Source organism: Flavobacterium sp. WV_118_3 (assembly GCF_039778605.1).
Lineage (GTDB): Bacteria > Bacteroidota > Bacteroidia > Flavobacteriales > Flavobacteriaceae > Flavobacterium.
This window is the reverse complement of the sequence record NZ_CP156060.1, coordinates 3015751-3034306: the sequence shown is the minus strand read 5'-3', so window position 1 is coordinate 3034306 and position 18556 is coordinate 3015751. Positions and strand designations below refer to the sequence as shown.

The 18556-nt window shown below is 36.7% G+C and carries 17 protein-coding genes and 1 tRNA gene; 3 read left to right on the top strand and 15 right to left on the bottom strand.

Features of this window, described 5'->3' with window-relative positions:
* Positions 1-112 precede the first annotated feature (112 nt).
* On the bottom strand, positions 113-1312 hold the full coding sequence (locus tag ABFU83_RS14160; RefSeq protein ID WP_347066868.1) for an FtsX-like permease family protein: 1200 nt from the start codon (positions 1310-1312) through the stop codon (positions 113-115).
* Positions 1313-1705, bottom strand: a complete 393-nt coding sequence (gene rbfA, locus ABFU83_RS14155) for a 30S ribosome-binding factor RbfA (RefSeq protein ID WP_136403449.1) — start codon at positions 1703-1705, stop codon at positions 1313-1315.
* A 114-nt stretch (positions 1706-1819) separates the two neighbouring features.
* Between rbfA and mce the strand changes: the two genes are divergently transcribed.
* From mce to ABFU83_RS14140, 3 genes are all read left to right on the top strand, one after another.
* Positions 1820-2224, top strand: coding sequence for a methylmalonyl-CoA epimerase (gene mce, locus ABFU83_RS14150; protein WP_136403448.1), 405 nt, complete (start codon positions 1820-1822; stop codon positions 2222-2224).
* A 46-nt stretch (positions 2225-2270) separates the two neighbouring features.
* Positions 2271-2344, top strand: a tRNA-Ile gene (locus ABFU83_RS14145).
* A 120-nt stretch (positions 2345-2464) separates the two neighbouring features.
* Positions 2465-2779, top strand: coding sequence for a hypothetical protein (locus ABFU83_RS14140; RefSeq protein WP_347066867.1), 315 nt, complete (start codon positions 2465-2467; stop codon positions 2777-2779).
* A gap of 4 nt (positions 2780-2783) precedes the next feature.
* On the opposite strand, the gene ABFU83_RS14135 is transcribed toward ABFU83_RS14140, so the two are convergent.
* The 13 genes from ABFU83_RS14135 to ABFU83_RS14075 all read right to left on the bottom strand — a co-directional run bounded on the left by ABFU83_RS14135 (position 2784) and on the right by ABFU83_RS14075 (position 17987).
* Positions 2784-3773 (bottom strand): class I SAM-dependent methyltransferase, encoded by a 990-nt coding sequence (locus ABFU83_RS14135; protein ID WP_347066866.1) that lies wholly within the window; start codon positions 3771-3773, stop codon positions 2784-2786.
* Between the two features lie 198 nt (positions 3774-3971).
* The gene (locus ABFU83_RS14130) at positions 3972-4328 is read right to left on the bottom strand and encodes a hypothetical protein (protein ID WP_347066864.1); all 357 of its coding nucleotides are present in this window, start codon (positions 4326-4328) and stop codon (positions 3972-3974) included.
* A 115-nt stretch (positions 4329-4443) separates the two neighbouring features.
* The gene (locus tag ABFU83_RS14125; protein WP_347066862.1) at positions 4444-4848 is read right to left on the bottom strand and encodes a hypothetical protein; all 405 of its coding nucleotides are present in this window, start codon (positions 4846-4848) and stop codon (positions 4444-4446) included.
* An 18-nt stretch (positions 4849-4866) separates the two neighbouring features.
* Complete coding sequence (locus tag ABFU83_RS14120; RefSeq protein ID WP_347066861.1) at positions 4867-5709, bottom strand: tlde1 domain-containing protein; 843 nt, start codon at positions 5707-5709, stop codon at positions 4867-4869.
* Positions 5710-5805: 96 nt separating this feature from the next.
* The gene (locus ABFU83_RS14115) at positions 5806-6228 is read right to left on the bottom strand and encodes a hypothetical protein (RefSeq protein WP_347066859.1); all 423 of its coding nucleotides are present in this window, start codon (positions 6226-6228) and stop codon (positions 5806-5808) included.
* A gap of 3 nt (positions 6229-6231) precedes the next feature.
* On the bottom strand, positions 6232-7245 hold the full coding sequence (locus ABFU83_RS14110) for a hypothetical protein (protein WP_347066858.1): 1014 nt from the start codon (positions 7243-7245) through the stop codon (positions 6232-6234).
* A 141-nt stretch (positions 7246-7386) separates the two neighbouring features.
* A complete protein-coding gene (locus ABFU83_RS14105; RefSeq protein WP_347066857.1) occupies positions 7387-7764 on the bottom strand; it encodes a hypothetical protein in 378 nt (125 codons plus the stop codon).
* Entirely contained in the window at positions 7751-8557 is an 807-nt protein-coding gene (locus tag ABFU83_RS14100; RefSeq protein WP_347066855.1) for a hypothetical protein, read from the bottom strand. The genes ABFU83_RS14105 and ABFU83_RS14100 overlap by 14 nt, the downstream gene beginning before the upstream one ends.
* 126 nt (positions 8558-8683) lie before the next feature.
* Positions 8684-9319: a LemA family protein gene (locus tag ABFU83_RS14095; protein WP_347066853.1), complete on the bottom strand. Its 636-nt coding sequence runs from the start codon at positions 9317-9319 to the stop codon at positions 8684-8686.
* Between the two features lie 88 nt (positions 9320-9407).
* Complete coding sequence (locus ABFU83_RS14090) at positions 9408-9839, bottom strand: hypothetical protein (RefSeq protein ID WP_347066851.1); 432 nt, start codon at positions 9837-9839, stop codon at positions 9408-9410.
* A 2-nt stretch (positions 9840-9841) separates the two neighbouring features.
* Entirely contained in the window at positions 9842-10207 is a 366-nt protein-coding gene (locus ABFU83_RS14085) for a polymorphic toxin type 24 domain-containing protein (RefSeq protein ID WP_347066850.1), read from the bottom strand.
* Between the two features lie 230 nt (positions 10208-10437).
* Positions 10438-10734 carry a hypothetical protein gene (locus tag ABFU83_RS14080; protein WP_347066848.1) on the bottom strand — a complete coding sequence of 99 codons (297 nt, stop codon included), beginning with the start codon at positions 10732-10734 and terminating at the stop codon, positions 10438-10440.
* Positions 10735-10748: 14 nt separating this feature from the next.
* Positions 10749-17987: an FG-GAP-like repeat-containing protein gene (locus ABFU83_RS14075; RefSeq protein ID WP_347066847.1), complete on the bottom strand. Its 7239-nt coding sequence runs from the start codon at positions 17985-17987 to the stop codon at positions 10749-10751.
* Between the last annotated feature and the right edge of the window lie 569 nt (positions 17988-18556).

Genomic DNA, 18556 nt, shown 5'->3' with positions numbered 1-18556 from the left:
GAAATCGAAATGTCCTAAATTATCTCCGGATAGGTTAGGACGATGCAGAAACTTTCATCGGCGTTCAGTTATAATGAGCGACAAATATAGAATTTATTTTTCAGGAGAAAATCTATTGTAATAATTTTTTACTCACGCGACTGGAGGCGATAAGCGATGCCAGAAAGCCTAAAATAACGATCGTCAGTAATACGGTAAGAATGTTCATAATATCGAAAACCACCGGATAGGCCATTGTTGGCGTAACCATGATCAGTGAAAACTGTTTTTGCAGGATCACCACAATAATACCGAGCACTAAACCGATTAGTCCTCCGGTTACGGTGATCAAACTACCTTGAAGCAGAAAAATACTTCTTAGGTGTTTGATTTCGGCACCGAGATTAAAAAGTGTTTTCAGATTGGCTTTTTTATCCAGAATCATCATGATCAAGGCACCGATCAGATTGAATAATGCCACGATGATCACTAATGTAAAGATCAGGTAAACGGCAATATTTTCGGTATTCAGCATCTTGTAAAGACTGTCGTTGAGCTGCGCCCGTGTTTTGATTGAAACGGAGTCTTTAAAAATAGATTTGATTTCGGATAATGCCAGATTTTCATCGGCTCCGGCTTTAAGCTGAAATTCGATAGCAGTCACCTGATTGGGTTTGTATTGCAATAATTCCTGTGCCAGTGCTAAATCGGAAAAAACGTATTTGTTATCCAGATCTTCGTTGATGGCATAAATCCCAATCGGAACCAAAACCGCTTTGTTAAAAGCGTCATTCGGATTGTCGATCGTGCCTTTGCCGGGTTTTGGTACAAAAACTTCAAAGGTGTTGTTGTAATCGAAAAGTCCCATCGACAATTTATTGGTAATGCCATATCCTACGACTACCTGACTGGTATTTGGATTGAGCCACTGACCACCATAAATTTTCTTTTCAAACGGGTTGATTTTTCTGTAGATGCTATCCACACCTTTTAAATAGGCTACCTGTTCCTTACCATTAAAATAGAACAAAACGCGTTCCTCGACCACTTTGCTAAAAAGCGCGATACTTTTGGTGTTTTTAAGCTGTTTTTCCTGTTCCGGACTAATGGTGAGTGATTTGCCGGTTTTTCCGAACATTTTCAGATCGGGATCGGTATCGTTGGCAAACGAAAGACTAAACTCCCTTAGGCCACTAAAGACCGAAAGCACAACAAATAAGGACATAGCACTAACAATAATACCCAGCGATGCAATACCGGTAATGATATTGATCGCGGTGCTTTTGCTAAAACTAACGGTATATCGTTTGGCTATGTAAAACGGGAAATTCAATTACGATTTTTTTCGTTTGATTAGAAGTTCCGGGTTTTCGATCGGGTTTTCGTCGCCGCTTAATGCTTTGTCGATTTTTTCGATATAATCAAGGCTGTCATCGATATAGAAAGCCAGATTGGGTACTTTGCGCAATTGTAGTTTTACACGTTGTGACAAATCGTGTTTGATCAATGGAGTATTACTACGGATAGCGTTTAGAATTTCGGCTCCTTTATCGGCCGGGAAAATGCTCAGGTATACTTTTGCGATAGATAAATCGGTGGTGACACTTACTTTCGATACGGAAATAATTAGATTGCTAATTCCGTTTTTACGCACTTCGCCCTGCAGAATATCAACAAGATCTTTCTGCAAAACGGTTCCTATCTTTTTTTGTCTATTTGTTTCCATGATGCAAAAGTACAATTTTTTGGATTGTAAATTTTTAAAGTTGACGGCGGATAAAGTTTTTTATCTTTGTTTTCGGAAGATAACAACCCAAAAAACAAAATAAGAAGTACTAGAATGAGAAAAATAGAGCATATCGGAATAGCGGTAAAAGACCTTGAAGTGTCCAATGTTATTTTTGAAAAATTATTTGGTGCGCCGGCCTACAAGCAGGAGGAAGTGGCAAGCGAAGGTGTGAAGACCTCTTTTTTTAGGAACGGACCGAATAAAATAGAATTATTGGAAGCCACCACTCCGGATAGTCCGATTGCAAAATTTATCGAGAAAAAAGGAGAAGGGATTCATCATATTGCTTTTGATGTAGAAGACATTGTTTCGGAAATTGCCCGTTTAAAATCGGAAGGGTTTACGGTATTGAACGAAACGCCAAAACGCGGTGCCGATAACAAGCTGGTGGCCTTTTTGCACCCTAAAGGGACCAATGGTGTACTGGTAGAACTGTGTCAAGAAATTTTGGAATAAGTTTGCACTAAACGAAAAATAGTAGTAATATTGCAGCCTCTAAACCGGTCCTATAGCTCAGTTGGTTAGAGCACCTGACTCATAATCAGGTGGTCCTTGGTTCGAGCCCAAGTGGGACCACTGGTTAAAAAAAGAAAAGCCTTACAGAAATGTAGGGCTTTTTTGTTTACACCTGACAGGTTTCAAAAACCTGTCAGGTGTAAACATTTCTTTTTATTTTTAATCCGATAAACATAACAAATGGAAGCAGCTATTACCGCCATCGTTCAGGGCATGGAACAGAAACACGTAAATGATCCCACTGTTCCGTATGACTTGGATCGGATTGTAGCTATGATCCTTTCGGATCTGCCACAGGCGATAAAAGCCATCAACAATCTTGATCAAAACACATTGGAATGGATCGCCTCGCGTTTTGAAGAAATATCGTACAAAGCGCAGCATAAAGAATTTGTTATGTGTTTAGAAGGTTTGCGGGTTAAATTTCCAAATAGTGCTATACTTAAACAAGATGTTTTGGAAGGTGTTGAGGCCTACTATGGAGAAACCGAATAATGGCCTACTCTTTATTTTTTAACTGGTAGATACCAAAAACATAATCGCTCGGATTAGATTGTAGAAAGTTGTCCTCCATTTTAAAAAGATTTTGTAAAACCTGTTGCTTATCGGCGGTATAGTTGTCATTTTCTATAAAATGATGTGCAATATCTTTTAAGGTGCTATGAAGTAAATTGTTGCCATATGGTTTTTCTAAAACGATATCAAAGTGGGTATAAATGGCAGGGAGTATACTTTCTGAATCCACACATTCGGAAGGATCTGCAATAATCATTTTAAAAATCCCATTGCCGTAGTAATGGTTTTTATAATGCCTTGTTTTGTAAATTTTTCGGTATTCTTTCGGAATAGACTGTAGTGCTTTGTTGATTTGTTTAATTTGTTCCTTTGAATATTGAAGTCGGTTTTTTCCAACATATTCATTGATGATCAAATATCCTTTTGGTTTTAGACTGTGTATAACGGTATGCTTTAGGAAATGCGGGATTTTGTCGAAATGGTGTAGCGAAGCATGGAAGAATACGGCATTATATTTTTGGGAATCAAAATTATAGGTTACAATATTCTCCAGATAGAAAAAAATATTATTTAGTTTTTTGTCTTTAGCGGTTTTGATGGCGCTATTTAATCGTTTTTCACAGAAATCAAAACAATCGATTTGCCAGTGCGGGTTTAGTTCTGCGAGTAGTAGTTCATGACTACAATCACCTGAGCCGAGTGCCAGTACTTTGAACTCTTTAGTGTTTTGAAAATAATTCGCGCTGAGAAATGCTTCATAGCCAATATCGGAATGACCGGTAATTAAGCGATTCCATCTTCGTCTGACTTCAGGGATAATCCAAAAATTGGCACTGTCTATTTTTTCTTCATTGAAAGCACTTATTGTTCGGGCATAAGGTGTTATTTTCAGTTTGGACAATAGGAAATTTGGCCCTCTTTGATGCAACTTAATAAAAACGTCTTTGATGTCTTCTAGTGTTAGGAAACGCATTGGCTTTATCGTTTGCAGATTAAGAAGAATAAAGTTAAATGATAAAAAAAGAGCAGGGATTATCAGGCAAGTCATGTCTTAGAAATGACCGTTATTTTCTTATAAAATCAAGATTTCCGAAAAGCTTAAAAAAAACATGGTAGAAAAAAGTAAAGCTTTATAGAAGTGTAAGGGTGTTTGGGGCTTATAATTGTACCGCTAATTTATTTTGTACTTCAATTGTTCCATTACATATAAAAGACAAAACAGGTAAGAAGCAATAATGGCTATGGATATCATTACAACGAGAGATTGTGTCATTATTCTATTTTCATTCCTTTTAAACCTTTTGCCTGGCCTTTTTGCTATTCGCTCTCTTTTAGTCGGTGAATCTTGTTGATAGATCGTATGATTTGTTCCACTATTAGCTTTATTACTAAATCCGGTATTTTGCCAACCTGTTGTACTTTGATAATTGGAAAACTGCGGTGTTGCGATGGGCTGTGCCTGAGTTTTAGCAGAGCCGCCAAACAGCGATTTAAAAAAGCCGACTGCAGAATCAATAAAGTTAGTCACCCCATTAACCGCATTGTCATAATTTCGGGCGCTAAAAATCGGGTTGCCCCAGTCTTTTATTCTCCATTGGTCGTAGTTGTCGTGAAAGCATTTAGGCAAAAATATAGCAGTCGACTTATATTATTTCAAAGCTGTTAGAGAAATAAGTGGTGTTAATTTCATCTGATGATTTGCCATATACAATTTTTAATCTAAACTTTTTAAACATTAAAAAATTCTTCAAATAGAAAACTTTTTTAATAGATATATTCTTTTTTACTATTTGATGTGGGTTAATAAGATTTATGACGGACACTCTTGATTCTGGTTGACTTATATCATTGATTAGTTCAATCCAACGATTGTCATAATATTCGATGCTTATGTAATAATATTTTTTTTCAGAATTATTATTAATTGTAAACTCAATATTTTGGTTTTGATTATAACTTTTCTTTAAACCTTCAATTTTAATTTTATCATTATTATTTAAGGTTAAAGCAGAAAAAAGAAAAACAGACAAAACAAACAAACTTTTCATAATATAATAGATTTAATTTTAGTAATACGTTTTGCCTAACGTCGAAGTATTAGGCGTTGGATAATTAACAATAATTTTTATTGATGAATGTGTTTGAGCATAATTAATTAGTTTAGGGAAAAATCCCTTTCCGACTTCGATACAACCATGTGAGTATCCTTTATGAGAATTGTGTAAATAAAAATTACTTCTGCCAAAAGTATTTGTTTCTGAACTGGGAGTTAATCTTGCTCTTATTGTACCCCAACCGGGATAGCTATATGTGTTTCCTGAATTTGTTGTATATGTAGATGGTATTTTTTGAATTCCCATTCCAGGAAGAGTTTCTCCAGTAGAAGCATTAATGGCTACAGTTCTGTTAGTATCTAAACTTAAATTAGTATTATAATTTCCTTCAGGTATTGGGCCAGCATTAGGCGTATTTTGCATGCTTGAATTTTGATATCCAGGTAACCCAGATGTTGCCGGAAATCGATCAATAACCTTTCCTTTTCCATCGAACCAAATAATCTCTGTTCCATTATAAACAAGATAATCGGCTCCTCTTTGTTCTAATGGATGAAGTGCATAACTCAACCCACTATTAGCGTTATTACTAAATCCGGTATTCTGCCATCCCTGTATACTTTTAAAATTGGAAAACTGCGGTGTTGCGATGGGCTGTGCCTGAGTTTTAGGAGAGCCGCCAAACAGCGATTTAAAAAAGCCGACTCCAGAATCAATAAAGTTAGTCACCCCATTAACCGCATTGTTATAATTTCGGGCACTAAAAACACGATTCCTCCAGAAGTTTTCTCCACTTGTCGTATCGCTTCTCCATTGCGAAAATGCATATAAAACATAACATTGTCTTCTTCCCAATATTTCTTTATAAAAAAATCGCGCATACCTTATTTAAAAATTGAATTTCCAGGATTGATTGTTTTTCCTTTTAAAGGAATATAAAATACTCTAGTATTAAATGACTTTGTAATTCAATTGGCCCATTACATAAATAATACAAAAGAAGTAAGAAGCAATAATAGCCAAAGTTATCAACGCAACGAGTATACCGCCAATATCCACTTTTCTTTTCGGAAGGCTGTCATATTTTTTGACAATATTTTTCCATTTGTTTTTATGGTCAAAGGTGTAATAATTGAACCCTGCTAATAAGAATAGCATAATAAGGCTAGAGGGTTGAATACCTCCGCCTGTTACGTCTTTTTCAATACCTGTGAAATAATGGAAATATACGACAATAGAGTTGATCAGGAAAATTTCTAGAATGATCATAAAAGCGATTGCCCGCCATTGACTCCAAAGATTTGGGATGGAATTACTCTTAATTGATTTATACGTTTTGTAAAAAAAGTATTGATATGCTTCAAGTAGTTTCATGTTTTATAGTTTTAAGGCACCTGGCCAAATTTGCCATTGTGGATTAATTGCTGTATTCTCTAAATATAAAGTATGTTGGTCATTGGCAAGTCCAGGGTTTTGAGCGTCTCCAGTCCAACCACCAGGGTAAAAAAGATCAATTCCAGAATATAATAAAGATGGGATAGGATTAATTCGCATACCATAAACAGTCATAAAGGCATTAAAAATTGCTTTATTAGGAGATACAGAGTTAATGTCATTTGGACCTTTGGAATAATAATTAGCTATTCCTTGTGCGTCTAATACGGTGCCTACTCCTGCTCCTACATACCCTAGATTTTTAGCTATGCCTGTAATGCTGTATGTAGTAATTCTAGCAGTACTACCTCCTCTCCAACCACTAGCATAATACTTAAAGCTGAAAGCGTTTCCATTATAGGCTCCATTAGTTAGTCTGAAAGAGCCTGGAACTTGTTCCATAGCAGAAATAGCAAAACCAACTGTTGTATTCATATCTGCAATAGATTTAGTATTGTCCATCATATATTTGTTAAGACTAGGGAATATGATCGCTTGACTATTTGTTGGTGTTCCGGGTAGTCCAGTTTTTATATTTGCAAATCCCATTTCTTGCCAACTTCTTACATTTTTAAAATTAGAAAACTGTGGCGTAGCCAGAGGTTGTATCTCTGGCTTATCGGAACCAAATATTGATTTAAAGTTGCGTCCAAACCAATTGCCTATCGATTGTATACTGGCTTTGAAAACATTGGAGACCTTAGTTCCCATATTGTCAAAATTCCGGGCACTAAAATTACTTTCTGCCCATTGTTTTATTCCCCATTTGTCCCAGTTATCGGCAAAAAAGGCCAATCCATTCCCGATACCAATTTGTCCTCCGGTTCCCGGTTGTCCTCCATTTTGTTCATTGCCGTAAATTTCCCCGCTATAATCCACATATTTTAACGGGTTGTTTAAACAATACCCATAGCGATTATAGTTTTGCACTATAATATCATTCATCCATCTACTCATATTTTTAAAATTTTAGTGTCGATGTTTTGGATTCTGTAAACATATAACCAAATCCTCCTTTTGTCATGGGAGTTAACTAGTTTCTTGAGGTTGCTTTATCTTTTATATATTATTTACATAGATCAATTTAATAAGCTATTTTTATTCGATTTGATAGTAAAGTAATAATTCTTTCTTTATAGTATCAATTATTAAAATCTCGAAATCTCTTTCATCATCTTTATCAAAATGATATTTATAATAACCTTTTTTAGAATTTCTATAATCTAGTGGAATCTCATTAGCGGGGAGTGAATTACTAATTGGTAAAGTAATAAAATTTTGATTATGAATATATTTGAAATTGTCTTTGTTTAAACTATTAAGTTTAATAGTAATAATTCTATAACCATCACCATTTGGATTCCATTCTTCTTTATCGGTTAATATTTCATATTTAAAATTAGAAATATCAAAATCAAATTGCTGTAATAGAGCATTTTCAGAAGTTCTATTAAGAAGGCAACTACTTGTCGTCAAAAACATTAAGATTATAATGAATAGAATAGCTTTTTGCATAATTATAATTATAGTTAATATTAAAACTTTTTCCGTCAGAAATAGTATTGTAAGTTCTGGTAAGTATTTCATTAAAAGTACTTCTTACTCCCCATTTTTTTGAATCAAAATCATATCGATCATAAAAACCATCAAATACTAGTCTCTCATTTTCGACTTTATATGATACTGTCGCTCGTCCAAAAGATAAGGCAAGATCTTTATCCGAGTCATAGAAATTTATGGTAGTTTCGTATCGGTTGGGACCAACTTTTGTAAAATTATTATAATCAATTTTTCCCTTTTTGATTAAATAATCAAATTCTTTTTTTGATAAGGAGAATTCTTTTCCTGATTTACCTTCATAATGAGCTCGAAGTCTGTTAAAGAAAGTGTGTTTTTCTTGTATTCTATGTGCCAGATCATTCACTCCATTATTAACGGTGATATTGTTAAACCCCTTTTCCTGCCATCCTGTTGTACTCTGATAATTCGAAAACTGCGGTGTTGCGATGGGATGTGCCTGAGTTTTAGGAGAACTGCCAAACAGGGATTTAAAGGAACTGTATAAAGAATCAAAAAAGCGGGTTACCCCATTAACCGCATTGTCATAATTCCGGGCGCTAAAAACCTGATTAGCCCAGCCTTTAATTCCCCATCGATCGTAGTTGTAGACCGTTAATTGGATTAGACTTCCAATACCAATTAGACTTCCGGAACTAAGCCCTTCCGGATGGTTGTGTTCATTACCGTAAATTTCCCCGCTATAATCCACATATTTTAGCGGGTTGTTTAATACCCATAGCGATTATAGTTTTGGGTATTATACGGATCCTGAATATAAACATCGGGCGACAGGAAGCGGTGTAATTTAGAGAATTAACACCTTTTTTTGGGATAGCTACTCGCTTAATCCGTGCTCCATTTCAATTTTTCGTTGCCACTCTCTTCTTTCTTTTTTAGCTATTTTTGGATCTTTATTGTCCACACCAAATTGCATTTCAAAATAATCTTTTCTTTTAAAACCATATGACTTTGCTATTACAAAATTAGGAAATGAAGAATAGTATAAATTATAATCCCTAACACTCGAATTGTATTTTTTAATAATCTTATTAGTTTTTTCTATATTATCTAGTGTATTCTTTAGTATGTTTTTCTTTTCAACATTGGCTAATTGGTGATTTTCAGAATAGAACTTTATGAGGGGTAGCATATACTTATTTGCCAAATATTGTTTATAAACAAAATCGGGATTACGTTCTCCAATATCTTTTCGATTTGCATTATATTCTATTAAATAGATATTCAAGCTATCTGAATATTGAATGTTTTGTGGACTTCCGGTAATTAAAATTCTCAAAAGATTGTTATTTTTATCTTGAGTTTTTAGTAATTCAGTCCAATTGTTATTGACAGTTTTTAGTTTATTATCTAAATTATTTTTAGTACTATTCTTATACACAAAATATAAACCTACAATTAACAAAGTAATAATTAAAAATACGGTTATTGAAATTATTAATGCTTTTCTCATAGTTTACTATTTTAATAAAATTTTACCATTCAGATCCTCTTTAACCGTGCTATGAGTGTTAAAATTTATATGATATCATTGTCTTTTTCTAGTACCATTTTTCTCTTGTTAAAACTTGACTTCGACTGAATACAGGTTGTTCTTTTACTATCTGTTTATATCCTGAAAACTCGAATTTAATGAGTCCTTTATCTGTTATGATTTCGAAGTCCCATAAGGTGATTTTTTTATTTGGCGACAATCTAGGATTTATCCTGTTAATATCTAGAATATTTAAACCAATAATATTTTGAAAGTCTATATCAATCTTTAAATGTGAAACATTAAAAAAAAGCAATACACATGGAGATACTATAAAAGTATATGTATTATCCTGATTGTCTAGAATCCAATCAAATAAATAATCAATATCTAAGCCGAATTGTAAGTTTTCATCTGGAAAAGAGATGGCATGGATATAGTTATCATGCCATTTCATCTCCTCAAAATTTTCATCTGTCAATATTTCTATAATGTCCATTTTTATTTTCTTTTAAGATAATTTTGTATAATTCTAATATCTTGTTGAGGCATTGGTCGAACCCATTGTTTATCTTTATTCCAAAATATTTGGCCTGTTTTTGGATTAATATTTGGTAAAGATTGCTGTATATGAGGGGTTGAAACTCCCTTATATGTTGCTCCTTGAAGAGCAAAATGTAAAGTTTTATTTGGGGTTCTTATGTTGATAGAGTTTTTCTTAATACGATTACTGATTTCTAATGCTTGTTCTGTAACTTTAGGTATTTCTCTAGCGCCAACGTTACTCCCCGCTTTTGCAATACTTCTAGTTGCAAAACCACTACTAATTCTTGCAGTAACTTTTGATAACGCATTCGCGGCTAGCATTTCTGCTTCAGCTATCGGAATTGCAGATACTAATTTAACCCCGGATTCCGTACCGCTTAATGCATTTCCGTAGCGATCCTCACCGGTGATATAGCCACTTAGTCCATCCCAAGCTAAAGCTATCGGATTTATCTATGCGGGGTTATGTGTTCAGAAACTACGATTTATCAATGTCAGGCTTCTATTATGAGAAAAAGAATTTTTAGGTCTATTAGAGTTAAAACCCACTATTACAGGTTTTGTCCTTTCAATTTTTCTTTCGTTTCTATTATCTTTTGCTTTAACTCCTCTACAGTAGAAAAAGCTTTGGAGTCTAATTTATGGTCTTCCTCGTATTGAGAAAATCTACTGGAAATTTGGCTTAATTCTGCAAATGCCACTTTCTCAATATCAGTAAGAGTATTACTATCAACTTCTAAATCGTAAGAATAATAAAATTCATCACAAAAAAATGGTTCGTCAATTTTTCCTAATAAATATTGGCTAATAAGCCAATACAGTCTTCTCTTGTCGCTTTTATCGTACATATTTGAGTAAGATTTTATTTTGGACAGTACTTAAAATGCCAAATAGAGTTTGTTGTTTTATCGTAAAGAACTTCTAAATTATATATCTTTCCATTCTTCCACATTTCGGTTGTATGCATTAAAGCTCGTGACCCTCTTGGATCTGCGACTCCTTTAGAACCTCTTATTGCTCGCTCTAAAATTTGAATAGGTACAGCTCTGCCTTTCTCTGCCATATGTCCGGCAGCCCTTGCACTAAAATTGAACAGTTCTTTTTCTCCTTTAGCGGCAACATTACCACCCGCTTTTGCAATACTTTTAGAAATAAAACCAGTACTAACTCTTGCAGTAACTTTCGATAACGCATTCGCGGCTAGCATTTCTGCTTCAGCTATCGGAATTGCAGATACTAATTTAACCCCGGATTCCGCACCACTTAACGCATTTCCGTATCGATCCTCACCGGTGATATAGCCACTTAGTCCATCCCAAGCTAAAGCTATCGGATTTAGCTGATCGGTTAAATATACAAATTTATGCAGGTAATCCATAAAACTGCCACTACCATCGCCACCATATTTAACCCCACCTAAAAAACCCTTTTCCTGCCAACCTGTTGTACTTTGATAATTGGAAAACTGCGGTGTTGCGATGGGTTGTGCCTGAGTTTTAGGAGAGCCGCCAAACAGCGATTTAAAAAAGCCGACTCCAGAATCAATAAAGTTAGTCACCCCATTAACCGCATTGTTATAATTTCGGGCACTAAAAACCTGATTACTCCAGTCTTTTATTCTCCATTGGTCGTAGTTGTAGACCGTTAATTGGATTAGACTTCCAATGCCAATTTGCCCTCCGGAACTAAGCCCTTCCGGATGGTTATGTTCATTACCGTAAATTTCCCCGCTATAATCCACATATTTTAGCGGGTTGTTTAAACAATACCCATAGCGATTATAGTTTTGCGTATTATACAGATCCTGAATGTGGTTGTCCGACGACAGGAACCGGCGTAATTTCGGATCGTATAAACGTCCGTTCATATTGATAATTCCGACGCTTTGCAGGTGTTCGTGTCCGGTATAACCTCTGTCTAAAACGGTCAATCCAACCAGATTGCGACTTTGTCCGTCCTGTATTTTTACAATATTTCCCCACGGGTCAAAAAGGCGTTTTTCGACTACAGCGCCCGCCTGATTGGTAATCGCGAGTATACTGCCTTGATAGTCACGGTGTAAATAGAGGTATTCGGCTGTTGTTCCGTTGTCTTTTACAATTGCAGGGGCGGAATAGGCATCACCACCTACAAAAAAGACAAAAGAAGATTCTCCGGTAGCCTGATTGGTTGTGATTTCAGTACTGCCGTCGAAACTATAATCCTTACGAAACTGCCGCTGTTTGATATCGGTTTGTAAACCACCATAAAACATCGAAGTACGGTAGTGGCTATCGTTGTATTTAAAGTCGATTTTTTCGATACCGGTTTCCGTAATTGTCCTCGGTTTTCGGAATACATCATATTGAATGTCCAACTGGCGCAAATCGGTTTTCGGATTATCGGTTTTACGAATTCGGATATCGTCAAACCAAACATTGCCACCACCGTTATTGTCTACGCGGATACTTAGTTTTTTGATATAAGACGGTACTTGAATGGTTCGTTCCAAATAAACCCATTGGTTGGTCACTTCGGTATACTGATCGGCCACAATGGTATAATAACCGGTTTCGGTTTCGGAATTCATAAACAGAAGAATTCTCGAAGCGGGGCCGTCGCTGTATATCCATCCGGAAAACGTATAGGAGACGCTGTTCGGATTGTCAATCGGAATCCAATTAAGGGAATGTGCCGTTAATATATAACCAGGACTGTGAATTTTTAAAGAATATTTCCCGGATTTAGCTTTAGAATCGTCGTAGATTGGATATCCTGATGGAACACCGCCATATTTAAGAAGATGCTCCCAGCCTTTTTGTGCTTCCATACCATCGTTAAAAATACCTTCCCGGCTTTGATAGTAGGAAGTGTCCTCCGTGTTGAGGTCGATGGAGGTGTTTTGATAGGTTTTATTGACATCGGTATAGTTATACTGACCTAAATTGTTTTCGGTAATACGACCACGGTCGTCGTAGTGCTGTTTTTCAATAAGCTGTTTTCCAACCCATAAGTCATCGATATGAAATACTGTTGCCGTACCAATATCATTACCCGTACCATCTTTATCAATATTTAAAGTGATATAAGGGTATTGTGTAACCGTATGTTCGAATTCAAGAATGCCATTTTGGGCGTAACCTTTAAATGATTCATTCCATAATCCGCTCGCCGGATCGGATTCTACTACTAAAACGCGGACTTTATTCGTTGTTCCTTTATCAACTTTGACTTTTATGGAAAACTTGTCCCCTATTTTAGCTTGTGTTACGATGGTCTTTATGACACCGGCATAACCTTGTGTTGCGGTTACTTTTAGCTGGCCGTTTTGATTGGTTACAACTGCTCCCAATTGTGTTCCGAACTCAGCTGTTCCCGAACTAAAATCATTGTTGTGAAGGGTTACCAACTCTTTATTCCATTTTACCAAACGATCCTGATTGTCGTATTCAAACGGTTCGGTCGTGTTAAATAAACTATTCGTACGGCTGCTTAAGTTCTCTCTGATCGGATCGAACGTAGTTGTAAAATTAAACAGTGATCCGGATGTGTTTTTGGTTTCAAAAACAGAAGGGAAACCAAATGAATCATACGTGTTTACTTGTGTCAAACCATTACCAAAAGAACCATTGATCGTTTGCCCTCTTTGATTTACATTATTGGTAGACCATAGTACCTGACTGGTAGCATCGTCCATAATCTGGTAGACATAACCATTTTTATACGTGTATTTAAATGTCTTGGTACTGGTTTTATTATTTGTTAGTGAAGTAGCCGTTAGTTTTTCTTTTTCAACCCTTCCAAAACTATCGTATGTTAGCTCTTTTACAAACTCACTGGTAGCTGTAACATAGATGATTTTTTTCGGTCTTTTAAAAGTATCATATTCATAGACCTCAGTCACCTGATCGCCATCAACACTGGCATTATCGGTATTTTTGCTGGCCAATGTTCCATCCGGATTATACATATAATAGGCGTAAGGGACGTCGCTATCAGTAGAACTAATCTGTTTCGTTTCTAAACGGCCAAATTGATCGTATGTATAATCGATGACTCCATTTGGAGTTGTTTCTTTTGTAATCGCTCCTAACGAATTATAGCTGTATTGATAGGTGCCGGCTGAAGGATCTTTGAGTTGTGTTTTTCTACCCCAACCATCTTGTTCTATAGTAATACTGCTATCGCCATAATTTACCTGTTTTAAACCACCATTGGCAAAATATTGTTGGTTAATGGCATTATTCGAACTGATATCATCGGTTTTGGAAATGACATTATTAGCCGCGTTTTTGGTGATACTTTCGGTTTTTAAACCGTCGTATACACGGGTCGTTAAACCGGAATAGGTTATGGTTTGGGTTTTTCCGGTTGCCGCGATACTTTTGACAAGCCGGTCATATGGATCAAATGTAACTTCATTCCATTGGCTTGGTGCCGAACCGATATAGGGTTCGCTACTTTTGATTTTACGACCTAAAATATCGTATACAAAATCGGTATAGCTAATCGAACCATCGATGTTTTTGACCCCGGATTTGATAAGCCTTCCAAGATCATCCAACAACGATTCACGATAGCTACCGTCGTCACCGGAAACCGTAACCCTGGTTTTTTCATCGACATTCGAATAGGAAAAAACAGTACTGAAGTAATCGGTTATTTTTGTTTTTCGCCCCCAAAGATCATATTCATGGGCCACGGTTCTGCCATCGGGCGTTGTCACGGTTAATAGTAATCCACTATGGTTGTTATAGGTGTAGATAGTATTTAGGCCTTCTATACTGGTGCTTTTCGTGATAAAACGACCACCTGGATCATATTCCATACTACTGATCCGCGGCGTTATTCCGTTTGCTGTCAGTGTGTTTTTTGTGACATTTCCGAACGTATCGTATTCATAACGTGTCGTTACATAATCCGTATTATGTCCTTTGGTTTTGATTTCCGATAGTAAATTATTGGCATTATAGGCATATATTTCCTCCGTATTCATTTGGTCGGAGCCATAGGTTTCGGTATTCTTTTTGGTTGGGCGGCCAATGCTATACGGAGTCCCTTGCGGCTGGTTGAAATAGTCAAAAGTGACCACCGTTTTTTTGTCAACCGTATTTCCTTGTTTGTCAACCGTTGTATGGGTTAACAGGTTCTGGAAATCATCATAGGAGGCGGAGACTTCGGTCGTAGTACCTTTCAGACTGTTTATAGTAGTTGAGGTGTCTGTCTTAATTTTAAACACCTTATTGGAAAGCAGTGTAGCCGAATAGGTAATGATCGATTTACTGATAAATGAAGTCGGAGTAAAATGCACCGATGGGATAGCCAATCCGGTAACGGTATAGCTTTCGGATAAAGCGCCGCGTCTGGAAATATCGAATTTCGAAATAGTGGAAATGATTTCATTGGGATCATTATACCAATTGGTACTCATCGTAGAGCGAAAACCTAAGAAACCCAGTCCTTCCACATTATATACGGCACCACAATATTTATAATCCTGTTTTTTATATTCGTTTTTGCTTCGGCGTTCCAGCCGGGAGACTACCGAAATAGAAGGGGCATTGCTGATATCGGCATTCGGATAGTTTTCGATGTTGGGACTGTCGTTATATACAAGATCAAAGGTGTTGGTGTCCGGAGCTATCAGCGGATGGTAGGTGATGCGGTCTTGTACGCCATTACCAAGTGTTATTGAATTTAACGTGGTGTCTTTTGCGTTAGATTTGGCTGCTTTAAAATTAAAAATGTTGTTTTTAGCGATAAAACTGATATCCTGACTGTTGTTGATTTTGTCAAAGCTGATAAAAGCCGGAAGGGAATATCGGTCGACAGTAGACGAAGCAGGAGTTGAGGCACTACCGGCAGGGGCAAAATTGGTACTGGTGTTTTTATAATATTGAACCGTAATAGAGGCTTTTCCGGAGTTCGAACAACCGAAATTCTCTACGTATATTAAATCCGTTTTTCCGTCTAAATTAAAATCGGTTGGAATGATATGGCGCACAAAAGAGCAATCATTTTCCTGCGTACTCGGGTGATACGGAATACTATAATGATGCTTGGATTTTGAAAAAGAAATGCCTGTGGATGAATATTTAACAAAGTTATGACCGCTACCGGTTGGAAGTATAAAGTCGGCTTTTCCATCGCCATTATAGTCCCCCATAAGGATTGGGTAATTCAAATTAATGCTACTATCAGCATAGGTACATAATTGAATTAACAGGTTGTTATTGTTAAGCGTATATACGGTCACTTTTCCGGAATCGAAAACCAGAATGTCCGATTTGCCATCACCATTATAATCCACAACACGAATAATGCTATAGTTGGTTATTGTCAACTGCCCGGCATTATTTACAAAACCAGAGGGTATTCTTTTATCCAGATTGATAAAGTAGGATTGACCTCCGGGACGTTGGTTGTTATAGGAATTACAACCTTGCCGGTAGGAATAGGGTACCGATTTATCAACAGCAATAAGATCGGTAAGTCCGTCGCCATTAAAATCGCCGCTAAGATACGTTTTGGGAATTTCTTTTGTTATTTCGGTAGGAATGGCGTTGGCGGTATGGTTAAAAATAATAAGTTCTGGGCCTTTTAGTCCAATAGCGCAGGGTTTTTTGTCATAACGGAAACTAAATTTAGGGAACTGATACGACTTGCGATCCTGAAAATATACCGGAGAAGCGGTTCCGGCTGCATAAGTACTAAAGGTCGTTGTATTGTCGGATGGATTGGTTTTGATTAAGGTCCAGGCTTGTGTTTGCATTAATTTGTAGCCATAGGAAGAACTTCCGCCCAGCCATGAAACGGGGACGATTTCATCGAAAGATTCGGGTACGGGTATTTCCGATCCGATGTTATACTGGTTTTCCTGAAAGTTGGTAAACAGCCAGTATTTTTTTCGGGCATCCGATCCGAAAGTAGGATACAAAATAATATCCGTTTTTCCATCACCATTAAAATCTCCGGTAACGGTTGCGGCATTTTTATAGGATATATTGTTTGCCGATAAGTTGGTTGCAATGGGATTGTAAAAAAGTGTATCCGGTGTGTCGTCATAGGTGAAAACCGTAGGATTCCGACTTTTAACAGTGCCTTCGCATGCTGAGGATTCTGTAATACGGGTTAGTCTTTCATAACCTAATGAGTTGCTGTCATGCGTTAAGCTATATTTTCTGTAGTGAGAATTAAAAGCATTGGTTGGGTGTACCTGTATATAACTTAGAATATAGGCCTCTGTAAAAGGAATTCCTCCGATATAGGCATTTTCGTAACGATTTCTCTTTTTATAATGGAAATATATCGTATTGCAACCTTTATTGGCACCAATAGCACCATAGCTTATCCTCATGATTCGGGAAATGTTTAAAAACTTGGCGTAGGAATAGTTGATACGAATACCCTGAGGGTTTTCCCAATAGTCGATAGACCATTTTAGTTCCGATCGCGATTCGAGGTGGTTGCCATATTGAGCCTTGGAACCGTCAGGGTATTCTACCAGAAAATACTGAGGACCATAGATAGCACCTAATGGCGAAACACCAAAAGAGGTCACTTTTGTAGTCGAAAAATTTTCAGTTTCATATACCGTTCCATTTGCTCCATAAGTGCCGGAAGTCCCATTTTTAATCCGTAACCGCTGGCCATCCAGTGCAAAACGATCCAAATTGTCAAAGTCGACAGGATCAGGGATACCGTCATGATATTTGGTGGATGGAATTCGGGTAATGGAAGAGAGTCCGGAAACGGACCAGCCATAACCGGCGATATTATTCCCACTCTGACTGTCGTACGACAAACTGATTTGGGGAACGATACCTTTTATACCGGGTAAAACTTCGATAGGGATCGTATAGTTGGCGGCTCCGGATAGCGAAACGGTTAGATTTCCTTCGGTGATGCCTGCTTCGGAAGAATTTCCGGTGGGAGCACTAGGCGTTATCGATTGTCTGTCCTGACTTGATAATCGGTTGTTGCCGATCGGATCGGGTGTGTTTTTATTTACTACAGGAATAATTCCCGGTACAGGTATCCCATCGGGAGGAGTTTGTGATACGGCCTGGATAAAGGTACATAAGGCGCATAAAAGAAGAAACGGCGTGAATTTTTTGACCATAATTGAAATTTGTTAGATCGAAAAATCAGCGGAAACAGTTTATATAGCAGGAGAGTAGGGAAGTGCGTTCAAAAAACACAACAATGGTTATGGTTTCCGAACTGTTTCTTCGAAAGATTAAAAACTAAATAGCGGAGGAGAATTATTTATTCCTGATTTTTAAACAGTTGTTATGGAGTTTCGGAGTAGAAAATTAAAGTTGTCTTTTTAGATTGGCCAAAAAGTGATCTTTCTTTCCGGTTTAATGAACGTTTTGTTTTGGTTTTTCTGTAGGAATAAATTGATCATATAACATCTAAAAAGTAAAAAAAGAAAATAGGTGTTAGAAGTGTTAATGAAAATAGAGGTATTGTAGTATTTTTTTGAAAGGAAATACTTTAAAGCTAGAAGTGTCGTTTGTAAAATAATAGCTCTCCTGGGATATAAATAAGTCTTATTGGGACAATTAGTCTGATTTTTGCAGATAAACAGAAAAAACGGAGTATTGGTCTATTTTTTTATAGAAAAAGATTGTTTTGTTAAAAAAACTTGCTACATTCGTGTCCTGCAGAACTACTGGCACAAAGGCT

Coding starts and splice junctions, on each gene's coding strand:
- rbfA (WP_136403449.1), bottom strand. CDS start 1,705: ATGGAAACAAATAGACAAAAAAAGATAGGAACCGTTTTGCAGAAAGAT.
- mce (WP_136403448.1), top strand. CDS start 1,820: ATGAGAAAAATAGAGCATATCGGAATAGCGGTAAAAGACCTTGAAGTG.
- ABFU83_RS14140 (WP_347066867.1), top strand. CDS start 2,465: ATGGAAGCAGCTATTACCGCCATCGTTCAGGGCATGGAACAGAAACAC.
- ABFU83_RS14135 (WP_347066866.1), bottom strand. CDS start 3,773: ATGCGTTTCCTAACACTAGAAGACATCAAAGACGTTTTTATTAAGTTG.
- ABFU83_RS14125 (WP_347066862.1), bottom strand. CDS start 4,848: ATGAAAAGTTTGTTTGTTTTGTCTGTTTTTCTTTTTTCTGCTTTAACC.
- ABFU83_RS14115 (WP_347066859.1), bottom strand. CDS start 6,228: ATGAAACTACTTGAAGCATATCAATACTTTTTTTACAAAACGTATAAA.
- ABFU83_RS14110 (WP_347066858.1), bottom strand. CDS start 7,245: ATGAGTAGATGGATGAATGATATTATAGTGCAAAACTATAATCGCTAT.
- ABFU83_RS14095 (WP_347066853.1), bottom strand. CDS start 9,319: ATGAGAAAAGCATTAATAATTTCAATAACCGTATTTTTAATTATTACT.
- ABFU83_RS14090 (WP_347066851.1), bottom strand. CDS start 9,839: ATGGACATTATAGAAATATTGACAGATGAAAATTTTGAGGAGATGAAA.
- ABFU83_RS14085 (WP_347066850.1), bottom strand. CDS start 10,207: ATGCTAGCCGCGAATGCGTTATCAAAAGTTACTGCAAGAATTAGTAGT.
- ABFU83_RS14080 (WP_347066848.1), bottom strand. CDS start 10,734: ATGTACGATAAAAGCGACAAGAGAAGACTGTATTGGCTTATTAGCCAA.
- ABFU83_RS14075 (WP_347066847.1), bottom strand. CDS start 17,987: ATGGTCAAAAAATTCACGCCGTTTCTTCTTTTATGCGCCTTATGTACC.